The sequence below is a fragment of the Paenibacillus sp. FSL R7-0216 genome, from assembly GCF_037969915.1.
GTDB classification, from domain to species: Bacteria; Bacillota; Bacilli; order Paenibacillales; family Paenibacillaceae; genus Fontibacillus; species Fontibacillus rhizolycopersici.
Map to the genome: position 1 here is coordinate 1285085 of NZ_CP150222.1, position 13975 is coordinate 1299059.

The 13975-nt window shown below is 50.5% G+C and carries 13 protein-coding genes; 7 read left to right on the forward strand and 6 right to left on the reverse strand.

The features are described 5' to 3' along the window. Positions 1–156: 156 nt before the first annotated feature. Positions 157–1896, forward strand: coding sequence for a sensor histidine kinase (locus tag MKZ15_RS05375; protein WP_239483485.1), 1740 nt, complete (start codon positions 157–159; stop codon positions 1894–1896). Positions 1897–1979: 83 nt separating this feature from the next. On the opposite strand, the gene MKZ15_RS05380 is transcribed toward MKZ15_RS05375, so the two are convergent. From MKZ15_RS05380 to ytaF, 3 genes are all read right to left on the reverse strand, one after another. Beyond that, on the reverse strand, positions 1980–2222 hold the full coding sequence (locus MKZ15_RS05380) for an NHLP leader peptide family RiPP precursor (RefSeq protein ID WP_155606408.1): 243 nt from the start codon (positions 2220–2222) through the stop codon (positions 1980–1982). Between the two features lie 64 nt (positions 2223–2286). Further along, on the reverse strand, positions 2287–3228 hold the full coding sequence (locus tag MKZ15_RS05385; protein ID WP_339820425.1) for a hypothetical protein: 942 nt from the start codon (positions 3226–3228) through the stop codon (positions 2287–2289). 70 nt (positions 3229–3298) lie between these two features. Beyond that, positions 3299–3913: a sporulation membrane protein YtaF gene (gene ytaF / locus MKZ15_RS05390; RefSeq protein WP_155606409.1), complete on the reverse strand. Its 615-nt coding sequence runs from the start codon at positions 3911–3913 to the stop codon at positions 3299–3301. Positions 3914–4090: 177 nt separating this feature from the next. On the opposite strand from ytaF, the gene MKZ15_RS05395 reads away from it, so the two are divergent. Beyond that, a complete protein-coding gene (locus MKZ15_RS05395; protein ID WP_193415574.1) occupies positions 4091–4303 on the forward strand; it encodes a twin-arginine translocase TatA/TatE family subunit in 213 nt (70 codons plus the stop codon). A 121-nt stretch (positions 4304–4424) separates the two neighbouring features. Here MKZ15_RS05395 and MKZ15_RS05400 read toward each other — a convergent pair whose 3' ends face one another. Further along, a complete protein-coding gene (locus MKZ15_RS05400; RefSeq protein ID WP_193415846.1) occupies positions 4425–5384 on the reverse strand; it encodes an MraY family glycosyltransferase in 960 nt (319 codons plus the stop codon). A gap of 201 nt (positions 5385–5585) precedes the next feature. On the opposite strand from MKZ15_RS05400, the gene MKZ15_RS05405 reads away from it, so the two are divergent. After that, entirely contained in the window at positions 5586–5969 is a 384-nt protein-coding gene (locus MKZ15_RS05405; RefSeq protein ID WP_155606412.1) for a DivIVA domain-containing protein, read from the forward strand. Positions 5970–6223: 254 nt separating this feature from the next. Then, positions 6224–6688, forward strand: coding sequence for a DNA starvation/stationary phase protection protein (locus tag MKZ15_RS05410; RefSeq protein ID WP_155606413.1), 465 nt, complete (start codon positions 6224–6226; stop codon positions 6686–6688). A 75-nt stretch (positions 6689–6763) separates the two neighbouring features. On the opposite strand, the gene MKZ15_RS05415 is transcribed toward MKZ15_RS05410, so the two are convergent. After that, positions 6764–8461, reverse strand: a complete 1698-nt coding sequence (locus MKZ15_RS05415) for a methyl-accepting chemotaxis protein (RefSeq protein WP_339820430.1) — start codon at positions 8459–8461, stop codon at positions 6764–6766. Positions 8462–8617: 156 nt separating this feature from the next. Between MKZ15_RS05415 and thpR the strand changes: the two genes are divergently transcribed. Next, positions 8618–9187: an RNA 2',3'-cyclic phosphodiesterase gene (gene thpR, locus MKZ15_RS05420; protein ID WP_339820432.1), complete on the forward strand. Its 570-nt coding sequence runs from the start codon at positions 8618–8620 to the stop codon at positions 9185–9187. Here thpR and MKZ15_RS05425 read toward each other — a convergent pair. Continuing rightward, entirely contained in the window at positions 9184–10365 is a 1182-nt protein-coding gene (locus MKZ15_RS05425; RefSeq protein WP_339820435.1) for a glycosyltransferase, read from the reverse strand. The genes thpR and MKZ15_RS05425 overlap by 4 nt on opposite strands. Positions 10366–10672: 307 nt before the next feature. On the opposite strand from MKZ15_RS05425, the gene MKZ15_RS05430 reads away from it, so the two are divergent. Then, entirely contained in the window at positions 10673–11260 is a 588-nt protein-coding gene (locus MKZ15_RS05430; protein WP_155606417.1) for a TetR/AcrR family transcriptional regulator, read from the forward strand. Positions 11261–11313: 53 nt separating this feature from the next. Next, on the forward strand, positions 11314–13503 hold the full coding sequence (locus MKZ15_RS05435) for a YhgE/Pip domain-containing protein (RefSeq protein ID WP_339820438.1): 2190 nt from the start codon (positions 11314–11316) through the stop codon (positions 13501–13503). Positions 13504–13975: the final 472 nt, after the last annotated feature.

Sequence of the window (13975 nt, forward strand, 5' to 3'; positions counted from 1 at the left end):
AAGGCTTTGACAAAAAGCGTTATTGTGTTTTTCCTACTGCTCTTGGCTACGCTTTGCTTCTTTTTATTTAAAGGTTACGATGATCCTGGGTCAGATACCATTCAAATAGATCATTGGCAAATCACATGGACGGATCGATTCGATCCAGAAACGAGTATGGATAACGTAAAGTCGCTGGATGGCTGGACAGATGTGAAAGCAGATGAGGTGATCCCAGAGAAGCCCCGTAATGGGATGTCCCAATGGATCAAGTTTCAGCTCCCCGAATTGTCAGATAATTCCCAAATTATGTTTATCGATAAGATTAATGCAAGTCATGTGATCGTCATGATTAACGGGAAACGCGTTTACGAATCCAATCGGTTATTCAATTATGCCATCAACAATATTGTCATTCCGATCACTGCGGAGAACTCCAAGCAAACCGTCTATATTGGGTCAACCTCGGCGACGTATAAAATCGGCCTGTTTGCTCCAATCAAAATCGGCGATTATCAAGGTTTGATGAAAAAATTCGTTAGGGATAACGTTCCGGACCTCGTATTGGGAAGTACATTGATTTTTATCGCTGCAATCATGCTCATCTGCGCGCTTTTCTTAAAGCATGTACATATCCCCATGTGGTTTTCGTTATGCGGAGTCATCTTTTCCAGCGGACTGCTTGTGCTCACGTACACGTCGTTTGTCTATTGGCTGTTTGACTTTGTGATCGCGGGTAGGCTACTTATGGTATTGTTTGACTTGGCCTTGTTTAGTTTGCTTCCGGCGCTTACTTATTTCTTTGAACAAACCTTCGGTTCAGGATATAAAGGCTTGATAAGACGTTCGCGCAAAGTTGTGTTTGCGTATTCGATTCTTTGCGCCTTTATGTTGATCCTAAATGAGATTTCACCCGACATGTTCAATACACTTTACACCATCGTTACCGTTCAATTCATGGGCTATATCATGGTGGCCCAATTCATCATTCTGGCAGGGACTTTAACGATCAATGTGATTAAGGGGAACAAAGAAGCCGTCATTCTATTATGCGGGTTCTTAATTTTTGCTTTCCTCTGCGTAGGTGAGTTGCTTTGGTATTACTATAATGACGGGTATTATACTCTATTCTTATGGAAGTTGGGAATTATCGGCTTCCTCGGCTCGTTGATCATTATTCTAAGCCGGAGATTTGTCGCAAACCACGAACAGGTAGTAGAGTATTCCAAGCAATTAGAGATGTTCAACAATGAGCTGCAGCGTTCGGAGAAGATGGAGATCATAAGTGAGCTTGCCGCTTCTGTAGCCCATGAGGTGCGCAACCCCTTGCAGGTCACTCGTGGATTTTTACAGTTGCTAGTCGAGAAGCAGCAGCAAGCCGATAAAGTATATCTAAGTATGGCTTTGGAGGAGCTTGATCGCGCCTCTGCGATTATTACGGACTTCCTGACCTTTGCAAAGCCGGAAGGCGGAAAAATTACGGAATTGAACGTGCTTGATGAGTTTATTCATATTGAGGGCATTCTGGTTCCGCTCGCCAATTTGCAAGGCGGGAAAATTACGACGCATATCCCCAAAGATCTTTACGTAAAAGGGAATTCGTCCAAATTCAAACAAGCTTTCATCAACATTATCAAGAACAGCATTGAAGCGCTGAAAGGCGAAGGGGATATCCAAATCTGGAGTTACGAGAAAGATAACCAAGTGGTCATTCATATTAAAGATGACGGGGAAGGGATGGATGAAGACGTGCTGGCCCGGCTAGGTGAACCTTACTTCTCAAACAAAACGAAGGGGACCGGTTTGGGGTTGATGGTGACATTTCGAATCATCGAAGTGATGAACGGCGAGATCCATTTTACCAGTAAAAAAGGGGCAGGAACGGAAGCGGTCATCCGGTTTCCTTCCTCCAAATAGGAGGAAGTTGTCCGGTTCCATTGCTCCTCGTGTCCTGCCCTTCGGCTTTAACCTCTTCGCGATGTTGAGGTCGTCTTCAAAGGTTAGAACCAAGCTCCAGCTGGTTTTACTTCACTTTTCACTGCTTTTTCCGGCTGAGGTGGAAGTACAACGTAGAACTCGTCAGAGCTTTCTTCCACGGTTTTGATTTTGATGTGATCCGGGAGAATTACACCCAGTGCCTCCTGGATAGCAGCTTTGGGGTCGGCGAGCAACTTAGCTTTAAAGCTTGGGTCTTGCCATGCTTTCTCAACGACTTGCGATTGAAGGAGAGCTCCTGATGTCATAAGATCACCCTTTCTAAAAATAGTATAATTTCCCTATTACTATAACATGTTATTCGACATAACGCTAGGCGTGTGTTTGATTTTTCGACAGCCAATACAATAAACCACCCTGAGCCAACAGTTCTCTCTCTTCTCTCAGGCTTTGTGCCCCCTGCTTGAGACTCTGTCGGAGATACTCGTGAAAGTCTATCAAATGTGTAAGGGTCGGTGCGGTCTGATCGAGTACGGCTGCGTTATGATCTGTTCGCTCGGCATAGGAGAAAAGAATGTCCCGCACAAATAAAGCGTGTTTGATCTCCTCCTGATTCGGTCTACGGTCCCGGGGAATTTGCAGCTCGCGTTGCACTTCGGAAATAAGCGCATTATAGCTGCCTTCGCGGAGATCCTTCTCCCAATCCTCCCAGTCATCCAACATTTGCAACGTAACTAATACAACGTCAACCGCCTTTTCGAATGCAGGCAACCGGGCTTCTTGGCCGTTCAGGATCAGAATGCCGGCTACCGTCAACTTCACCGGAGAAGCCTTGTGGGCAATCCGTACGGGGTCCTCCTGGAAAAAGTCGTTTTGGTTCTCAAGTGCCACCGCCTCTGCCCATTCAGCAGTATACTTGCGGTAACTATGCCAGAATGGAGATGCTGCCGGATAGTAACTGCTGTAAATCTTCCAAAACTCAAATTGTAGCAGATTCGCTAGCGGTAGTTTCCGTTTATCGCTCACTTCCGGATCGTCCATGACCTCGTCGATCAGATGATAATACATCATTACGAAAATCATGGCTACGGTAAGACGTCGGCAATCTTCTAGTTTGGAATTTGAGGCCTCTTGCAGCCAATACGCTAACAAGTAGCAAATATAGTTTGTAGATCCCGCTTTGTTTAAGATGCGAAATCTTTCCAGGTAGTTGATTGCCTGGTTCCGGAATTCCTCCGGCAGCTCTGATAAGAGGTGTTCTGCATCATCGAATGCTATACCTAAATCCTGCTCAAAGCGGGTTAACCAATTCACGTAGGATGACCTCCTTTTTCTGGCACCATCCTCTTCATTATATAGGAGAATTTGTAGATAAGGTAGGTTGTCAGAAGAGTTGATGAATGCCGATCAGGATTAACAACAATCCGGAGATGACGGTGGCCCGGTTTCCGAACTTCTCCGCGGCGACCTTCTCGCCAAAGCCAGCGCATGCAGCCAGCAGCAAGTAGCTGAACAAACCGACGGATATCGAGGTATACCAAACGTTCAGATGGGTAATTCCGGCGTTGAAACCACCGGCTAACGCATTCATGGCCAAAGCAATCCCGAGAACAACGGATTCCCCCAAGCTGATGGATTTGGAGCTGTCCTTGTCCGCTTCTTCAGGATTGCGCAGCAGGCGGGTCAGCGGATTCACATCCTCCTCCTGAACGGAAGTGATCTTCTTCTCCAGAAACGGCTGCAGCAATACCCAAACGCCCACACCAACGATCACGACCGTTCCCAATAATTGCCCGATCCAGGGATGGATCCACGAGGATAACCAGCTTCCGAAAAAACCCGACACCAGAGTGGCCAAAAAAGAGATGATGGCGATGGCCAGATTGGAGTACCATGGAATGCGGATTTTGCGTACCCCGTAGGCAATTCCGACTCCCGCATTATCCAGGTTGGACGCGAGTCCAATGGCGATGACAGCCAACAGACTGTAAGAACCCATGATGTTCGCTCCTTTGCAATACATGATGACACAGCATATGCCCAGAGAAGGGAATTGGTTTATGGGGCGAGCGATCCTCTTGTCCGCAGATAAAGCCGATACTGGCGATAAAGGGTTTCCATTACCTCCAATAAAGTAGTATAATGACCACAAAGATAATGTTTGGGAGTGATAAATGTGCTTGAAAATTTGTTGCGTCCGTCCCATCTGTTGCTTCTAGTGATCGCGGCGCTTTTACTATTTGGTCCCAGCAAGCTTCCGGAACTGGGCCGTAGTTTCGGCACGATGCTCAAGGAATTTAAGAGAGGCGCACGCGGAGATATCCTCGAAGACGAGAAGCCGCAAGCCGCGGAAATACAACCAGCCGCGGAAACGAATAAATCTTCTTAACGCCAGTAGATAGGACGCCTTCGGGGGTCTTTTTTTTTGAGGTTCCAAAGCAAAAAAACGCGTGCCTACGGGAAGAAACCCGAGCACGCGTTTGTTGCTTGAACGGTTTAAGTGCCGATCGTTATACCTGGAGCAGGAGAAGAATGATGGAGGATAGTCCCAGACAAGTACTGATGAGGTACAGGAACATGACGACCTGCTTCTGATTTAGCCCTGCCCGGAGCAGCCGGTAATGCACTTGGCTGGCATCCGCCACATAAGGCGATTTCCCCTGCAGCATCCGTTTGATGACAACGAACAGATTATCGAATATCGGTACGCCGAGGGCGAGCACCGGGATAAACAAAGACAAGATCGTCGCTTGTTTAAAGGCACCGTCCAGTGCGATCACTGCCAGCATAAACCCAAGGAAGGTCGCTCCGGCATCCCCCATAAATACTTTCGCCGGCGGCTTGTTATACCGCAGGTAAGCAAGCGTCACCCCGATGAGGGCGATCGATAGCATGGCGGAGTTGGTTTGTCCTTTGGTCAACGCCACCACAAACAGCGTTACTGCAGAAATGGCGGACAATCCCCCGGCCAAGCCATCCAATCCGTCAGAGAAGTTGATCACCGTAGTGACCCCAAAGATCCACAGGATGGTCAATACGAACTGGAGCCATGCGGGAAGCAGGACGTAGTCGCCGCTAAATGGATTAACGAAGCCGCTAAAGGTGATACCTGCCGCATAAACCAAGACAGCCGCAGATACTTGCACGATCAGCTTGGGCAGCGCGGGGAAATCCTTGCCTTTTGTCTTGTACCAGTCATCGATCGTACCGATGGCCAGCAGCAGCACGCCGCCAGCAAACAACGCGCCTGTCTCCCAGGAGAAGTTGCGCGTAAACAACAGATACGAGGCGAAGAACCCGGCAAATATGGCATAGCTTGCCGTTAGCGGGATCGGCTGGCGATGGATTTTGCGCTCGACGTCCGCACGGGGTTTGTCCACGAAATCGAGGCGGAAAGCCAGCTTACCGAGCGGCGGAATCAGAAAATACACAATCAGAAACGATAACAAAAAAGTTAATAAGTATAAAATCGTTACTCACCACCAGATGTTAGACTCAGCTAATGACTATTATAGAAAGAAATTCGGACATTGTCGAATACTTGTATCACTCGCTGCATACCGTGAAGATGAACGGAAGGCCAAAAATGTGGTACATTATAAAAGATACGATTGCTTTTGCAAGGAAAACGCGTTTTATAACCTTTTTAGGCAGGTACGGAGGGATTTGGAATGCAAGACGAATACGCGCGCAAACTGGAAGATCAAAAAAGCCTGTTTCGGCAACTAGGGATCAAACTGGATGCGCTCTCCATTCATGAAAAAGATTTCGACGCCAAGATGCGGGGCTACGATAAGGAGGAAGTCGACCGATTCCTGGATGACATTATCGTCGATTACGAGCGCTTCTACGATATCATTACCGATCTGCTGGACAAATATAAAGAAATCCAGCGTCGGCAAGCCTATTGGGAAGAGGAAAAGAAGGCGATGGCTGCCCGCAAACCACAGTTTGATCTGGAGAATGCGGTGGACCGCAGACTGGTGGAGGATGGCATTCGCCAAATGGAAAGAAGCTTGGAGCAGTTTAAGCTGCATATCCGCAGCGAAAGATAATACCAAAGGACCGAATCGGACGATTTTTTCCGGTTCGGTCCTTTGCATATCAAGGATGAAAGAGGTACAGAATAGACCTGATGGTTTTTGGAATTTCATGTGATGTTCATGAAGCAAGTGGTTGCATCTCTGAAAGCGGAGTGGTATGATATAAACAAGATTTAGATTTAGTCTAAATTTAAAGCATTTCAATCAGGAGACCCATTAGACGGATTGCACTTCAAATTTTGATATGGTGAATGGAGGAAATAACGATGGCAAACCAAACAATGACACAAGCGGATCAAGAACTGCAAAAACAACTGAACCTGCAAATCGCAAACTGGACGGTAATGTACACGAAACTGCACAATTTCCACTGGTTCGTGAAAGGCCCGAACTTCTTTACGCTCCATGAGAAATTTGAATCCTTCTACAACGAAACGGCAGGTTATATCGACGATATCGCCGAACGCCTGTTGGCAATTGGCGGCACACCCGTGGCAACCCTGCGCGAATCACTTGCACTTGCCAGCATTTCCGAAGCGAGCGGCAAGGAGTCCGCGGATGAGATGGTGGCTGCCGTGATCGCTGATTTTGAGAAATTGGGCAGCGAACTGAAGGATGGCATGGAAGCAGCGGCAAGATCGGAAGACGAAGCGACCAGTGACCTGCTGCTCGGCATTGTATCCGCGCTCGAGAAACACCGCTGGATGCTGAATGCTTATCTTGGCAAATAAGACTTGATGGTTATAGAAAGACCTTGCCCAAGCGAATGAAGGCTTGTTGGGCAAGGTCTTTTTGCTATTGTTGGGTCAAATCACTTTGAAGCGTTCGATCAAGGTGTGTAGCTTGTCCGACAAGCCGGAAAGGAAGCTGGCTGAAGCGTCAACCTCCTGCATGGCGGCCAATTGCTCCTCGGAGGCTGCCGACATGTTCTGTGCGCTGATTGCCGTATCGCCCGCAAAACGAACAATTTCTTCAATGGATTGCACCAGTCTTTGCGAGTGATCGGACAAGTGGCGAACGCCTTCACTGACATCGGCAATCGACTCCGCGGTGTACTGTGCTGAGGTTTGGATGTCTGCAAAGGAGGCTCCGGCGCTTCGCACCAGCTCGGAGCTGCGTTTCGTTTCGCGTACGGTCACATCCATCGCTTCTCCGGTGAGTTCCACCCGTCTGACGATATGGGCGATGAGTTCGGCAATTTGCTGCGCCGAAACGGCGGAACGCTCAGCCAGTTTACGGACCGAGGAAGCAACGACGGCAAATCCGCTGCCGTATTCTCCAGCTCGGGCCGCTTCAATCGAAGCGTTTAACGCAAGCAAATTCGTCTCGGCTGCAATATCGGTCATAATATCGAGTATACTCTGCACCTCTTTGGAATGGGTGCCCAGCTCTTCGATGATTGCGGAGAGGTGAACGATTTGGGCTTCCATCGTCGCCATCTGCTTCACGCCTAACTCAATAGCCTGTCCTCCGTGGTTGGATGCAGCGGAGACCTGCTCGGCTGATTCAGAGACCCCTTCGGCATGACGTGCGATATGCTTGATCTGTTCGGACATCGCGCGAAGCATCGCCGACCCGGATTCCAGGTTTTGCTGCTGCAGTTCTGCGCCTTCGGCAAGAGACAATGTGATCCCCACAGTTTGCTCGCTAGCCTTCCCGGTTTGTTGTGCGCTGGCAGATAGCTCCTGCGAGGAGGAAGCGACCTGCATCGATGTATCGTTGACTTCGGTGATCAACTGTCGCAAGCTGCCAACCATCATCGCGAAATTGCGCGTCAATTTGCCGATCTCGTCTTGGCTGCTAAGAAGGTGCGTCTGAACGGTCAAATCTCCGTTAGCCACTTGTTCCACATGCCGGGATAGCGTTTCGAGCGGACGAATCATTCGGTGGATAAAGAAATACACGAATATAACCGCGGCAAGCAGGACGCCCCCTCCGATGAGGAACGGAAGGAGCAGGATGTCGCGCGTTCGTTCCCCAATGATGGACGCGTCAAAGTTGATGACCATTAATCCGACGATCTCTTGATTCGGATCGTGATTTTTGTAGATGGGACCATAGCCGCTAAGCAGCTTCACACCGTCATAAGAATACACCTTCGTATATACGGAATGTTTCATCTGGAGAATCATGTCCCTATCCTGCGCGCTGAAATAAAAAGCATCTCCGGCTTTGTATTCCCGGCTTTGGAGGTTCTGATCGGCGGCGAGAATGGTACCGTCGAGTGACATCAGGAACACTTCTTTGAATAGCGGTTTATGTTCGACCGTCCAGTTTAGCCGCTTTTCGAGCTCCGCAAGGCTGGTACGGTCTCCTTCAGCGAGCTGTGCGATCGCTTCTGGATCGACGAGCCCGGTCGTGATATTGGCACAGCCCACGGTTTCGATTCCGACGGACTTTTCCACCTGGCGGTACGTCATCTGATACCCAAATAACCCGATCAGCGAACCGATCAGGATAAGAAGTCCAATCAGTACAGAGGTAATTTTTTGTGCAAAGCTCATATTCCATCTCCCGTCAATAAGGCTTGATGACTGTATATGTAAGTAGCACTAAGACACATTATATAGAGAATAGATTTGCGGGATGTAATCAATCGCACTTCAATTTGTCGAAAAAAATGAATAAATTGAGAAAAATATCACAGTAGGTGACAATCGATGTCAGGAAATGATGAAAAATGGAGATTGTTTATCGCGGTGCCCCTTCCACTGGAGGTAAAACAAAAACTCGAGGCATGGTGTAGAGAGCAAAAGGCATTCCTTCCATTCAAAAAATGGGTGCATGCCGGGGACTATCACATTACTGTTCAGTTTCTGGGTGACACTTCGCCGAAACGTCTGGATGAATTAACAGCTTCAATCGAGCGGGCGGCAAAGGGGGCGATTCCATTTGGCTTGCAAGCGATGGGGATCGGCACCTTTGGACGGCCGTCAAGTCCCAGCGTGCTTTGGGCCGGCGTACGCGGAGAGGGAACCGAGCTGGAAAGCCTGCATAGCAAGGTTACTTCGGAGAATCGTTCTCTCGGCTTTGAGCCGGAAGAACGGCGATTCAGCCCGCATATTACGCTGGCTCGGAAGTTTCGGGAGGAAACCCAAATAGACCCGCAGAGTCTGCAGGCCTTATCAGCGGATTTCGGCCACTGGACGGCTGATCGGTTGGTCATCTATCGGACGCATATGCATGAGCGCCCGATGTACGAAGTGGTCGGGACGGCGGAGTTGGGTTAGTTGGCCCGCTGTTCAGCAGGGCCGGCCGTTTGCAGACGTACGCGGGCCGGGGCGACGATCGGACGGAGCAAGTTGATGACGGCTCCCGCGCAAAGGTCAGGCCGATAGCCGCTTTGCCGCGCTGCCGATTCCGGCACGGTCCGGCCGCCTGCGGCGTGCCGGTCACAGATGGCTTCAAACCAGACGTCCAAAACGTTCGGAGAATCCAGCTCGGCGCCAAACCCACGCTTAACAAAATATTCGCGGTTCTTTTCCTCCTGGCCGGGGATCGATTCGAAGAACAACATCGGAATGCCTTTGGCCATCCCCTCGGTACAGGTCATTCCGCCAGGTTTCGTAATGAGAAGATCGGAGGCGTCCATCCATTTGCCGATCTCCCGCGTAAATCCGATCACCTTGATATTCGGGTGCTGAAGAGCGGGGTGGGCTCGCAGTTTCGCGGCGAGCTTCTCGTTACTGCCCATGCAGTAGACGATCTGGATTTTCTCGCGCCAGGCAGCCAGTTTCGCTAATAGCTCCTCACTAAACAGCAATCCCCACCCGCCACCCATCACGAGGGCGGTCGGCATATTTTTCAACCCCAAATCCTCCCGGGCGGACGCCTTCTCTTGCTTGCTCCAAAAATCCGGGTGCACGGGAATGCCCGTGGCCTGTATCTTGTAAGGAGCCACGCCGCGCTGGACGAGCAGTGCCTTGACTTCGGGCGCGGAGACGAGATACTGGTCCACGCCGGGACTCATCCAGGAGCCGTGGGCATCATAGTCTGTGATCAGCGTGCAAAGCGGCACGTCCAGGCCGGCGGCCAGCTTAAGGTAGGAAACGATGGCGCTCGGGATCGGATGCGTGCAAACGATCAGGTCGGGCTGAAGCTGCGCGATGACGTCGGCTGCGTGCTGATAGAACATTTTGTGCAGAGCCAAACGGGTAAACCGGCTTACCGGTTTCTCGTACTTGTGTTTATAAAATAAGCCAACTAACGCGGGGCTGGTATTTACCGTCATCCGATAGGCGGAGAGAATCAATGGCGCCACGGTTGGATTCAAAAACGAACCTAACTCCAACACCTTCGTCCGGATTTGCGGATCCATTCGTTTTAGCCCTGCTGCCAGCGCATGTCCGGCTTGTGTATGCCCGCTTCCGAAGCCTTCCGATAAGATCAACACTCTTCTTTTTCGCATCTTCATTTCACCTGCTTCCAAGATAGTTCCGTTTCATTGCCTCTGATACTAAGTTTATGTTGTTTATATGCTGGATTAAAGAGGCTCCGGACGGGTGAGCCGACTGGACTTAGGTCGGGGGGACGGCAGGGGGAGTCGAGGCGTGGGACAAGCAAATGAAAACAAATGAAAAAAACTGAAAAAACAGCTTGCATTTCGGATACGGGAGGAGTAAAGTAGGGAATGACCAAATGACCGGAATTGAATTTTAGTCATTTTCGGCCGATATAATGAGAATCGACAATTCCAACGCAGGGAGGTGACAAGGATGGCTGTGGTAGATCGCCGTAAACTCGTAATCGAAGCGGCAGAGAAGTCCTTTGCTTTATTCGGCTACAAAGCAACGACGATGGACCATGTGGCGAAAATTGCAAATGTGGCCAAAGGAACGATCTACACCTTCTTCACGAACAAGGAGGAGCTGTTCGATGAAATTTTGCGTTCCGTCATCACGGAAATGAAGCGGGTCATCGAACCGGAGATTGACGAGGAGAAGACTTTCTTCGAGAACTTGCACCGAGCGATGGATGCGCTGCTGGAATTCCGCAGCGAGCATGAGCTCCTAATCAAGTTATCCCAAGAGGTGCGCGATTTCGGAACTCCGAAGGCCCGGGAGGGTTTGGAGCAGATCGAGAACGCGATTCTGGAGTATCTGGAGCGTCATCTGTCTCGGGCCGCCAGACGGGAGGAGATTCGCCCGTTTGATCCTAAGCTGGTCGCTTTTGTCGTGTTTAAGCTGTATATCGCGATAACATCGGACTGGAACAAAAACAATGAGCCTTTAAGTAAAGAACAAATCAAGGAGTTTATCCGCGACTTTCTAGCAGGAGGCTTACTTCTGCCGGCGAGAGCATAAAGGAACCGATCAACTATTAGAGAAAGAAGCCACCAAGGGGAGAGAAAGCAAAAATGAAATCATTAAGCGTATTTTTCAAGGATATGGGAGCCACCTTCAAGAATCCTAAAGTGTTCATCCCGATTCTTGTTGTGCTGTTCATTCCCGTTCTGTACAGCGGCATGTTCCTGACGGCCTTCTGGGATCCATACGGGAAGATGAACGAGCTGCCGGTTGCGGTGGTGAACGAAGACCAAGGGGCACAGTACGAGGGAAAAGAACTCAAAGCCGGTGAGGATCTCGTAACCGAGCTGAAGAAAAGCGACGATTTTCGGTGGGAATTCGTCACTCACGAGCAAGCGGAAACCGGAATGAAGAACAACGACTACTACATGACCATCGTGATTCCGGACAATTTCTCGTCGCAAGCGACCACGCTGATGGATGAGAATCCAACGCCGGCACAGCTGATCTTCGAACCGAATGAGGGCTATAACTTCCTCGCAGCGCAAATCGGCGGCACGGCAGTCAAGGAAATCAAATCGAAAGTTTCCGCCAAGGTGACGGAAGCTTATACGGAAACCTTGTTCGACCAAGTGGAGAAGATTTCCGGCGGACTCAGCGACGCCGGCAGCGGTGCCAGCACCCTGAACGATGGGGCGGCCAAGCTTGACGACGGCACGAAGAAGCTGAAGGAGAATCTAGCCAAACTGGTTGATGGCACGATGAAACTGGAGAATGGCGTTGCACCGTTGGAGAAAGGCACGCAGTCACTGTACCAAGGCATCAATGAGGTCAAAACCGGGGCCAGCGGCTTGGCTAGCGGTTTGACGCAGTTGGAAGCGGCAAATCAGCAGTTGGAGAATGGGGCCAAAGAGGCGCATCAAGGCGGTACGCAGCTGCAAGCAGGGCTTCAGTCGTCACTTGAAGGCGCGAAGAAGCTGCAAGCTGGCCTAGAAGCGTCCGAGCAAGGCAGCGCCCAACTGCAGACCGGTTTAGAATCGTCGGTTCAAGGCAGCGCGAAAGTGGCTGCGGGCGCTAACAGCGTTGCGCAAGGCCTGGAGCAGCTCGCCCAATCGAATCCAGAACTAGCGAAGAGCGCTGCGGTGCAACAGCTGGTCGCGGCCAGCAAGGCAGTGGCCCAAGGCAGTGAACAGCTGCACCAAGGCAACCAACAGCTGCTGCAAGGCAGCCAAAACCTGCATAGCGCCCAGCAACAACTGGCCCAAGGCAGTCAACAATTGGCGGCGGGCCAAGAGCAACTGCTGCAAGGCGCGACGCGGTTGAATGCAGGACAAGAGCAGTTGGCAAGCGGCCTTGAACTGTTTGGCAGCAAGCTTTCGGAAGCGAAGGCCGGTGGACAGAAGCTCGCGAGCGGTGCCGGACAACTTAGCGCTGGCGCGAAACAATTGCTTGGCGGCGTCGAGCAATTGTCCGGTGGCGTAGGCACGTTGGCTGACGGCTCCAAGCAGTTGGACGCAGGTGCCGGCGAGTTGAAGAACGGCATGGATCAACTGACGGAAGGTTCGGGCGAGTTGGCTTCGAAGCTGACCGATGCGGCAGAACAAACGTCCGGCGTGAAGAAAACCGACGCGCTTGTGAACATGTATGCTGAGCCGATTGAAATCAACGAGCAGAAGGTCAACGAAGTGCCAAACTACGGAACCGGCTTTGCTCCATACTTCCTGTCGCTCGGTCTGTTCGTCGGGGCGTTGATTTCGACGCTGGTCGTACCGGTACGGGGAACCTCGGTGGCGGAAGCCAGCGGCTGGAACCGATTCGTGAGCCGTTCGATGGCTTTTGCAGGGATGAGCCTTATTCAGTCCCTACTGGCCGTCGTCCTGGTCTTGTACGGACTGGGGCTTGAGGTGAAGAGTGTTCCGCTCTTCTATTTGTTCGCCTTTATCACCAGCTTGTGTTACATGTTCATCATTCAAGCGCTGGTGACCTGGTTGGAGAACCCGGGACGGTTCTTGGCTATCCTCATGCTGATCTTCCAACTGACGACCAGCGCCGGGACATTCCCGCTCGAATTGATTCCGAACTGGATGAAAGCCTTCAACCCGATCCTGCCGATGACGTACAGCGTCAAAGGCTTCAAAGCGGTCATCTCAACCGGCGATATGCCGATTGCTTGGGAGAACATCGGCTTGCTGGCCGCGTTTGGCGTCGTATTCCTGGCGATTACGCTGGTGTACTTCATGCGCCATGAACGCAGCACGGACGTTAGTCCCGAAGCCAATCTGAGCGTCCAATCGCATTAATCGTAATTATATCGAAATAAAAGATCCGCTCTCCGGATATCCGGTGGGCGGATCTTTTTTGCATTGGGCACGCGCTGCCGTCAGGTTGATGGTCTTTATCGAACGCTTCCACGATTATCCCGAATGATCAGGACACAGGGTCACCGTCCTCCCTGGAGGGGAGAACACGCGAGGGGGATAAATCAATGTTTTCCCTTCACAGGATTTTACGTCTCCCCCCTTAATGAAAGGGATAAAGGTGCAAACAGCCAAGCAGGACAACAATCCGGCTTCATTTGGTGACGCTTTCGAGGCAAAATCGCCCTGTCATGGCCTGAAAGTTCTAATCAATAGTGCAAAATAAAGAGAATATAATGCAAAAACAGACGTGACATTTTCCGTTAGAATAGTAAGAAAGATTGATCCGGGCTTATCCGGCACTGTGTCGTGGCATGAAGAATGATCTATATATATTCGCTTATGATGTTTGAAC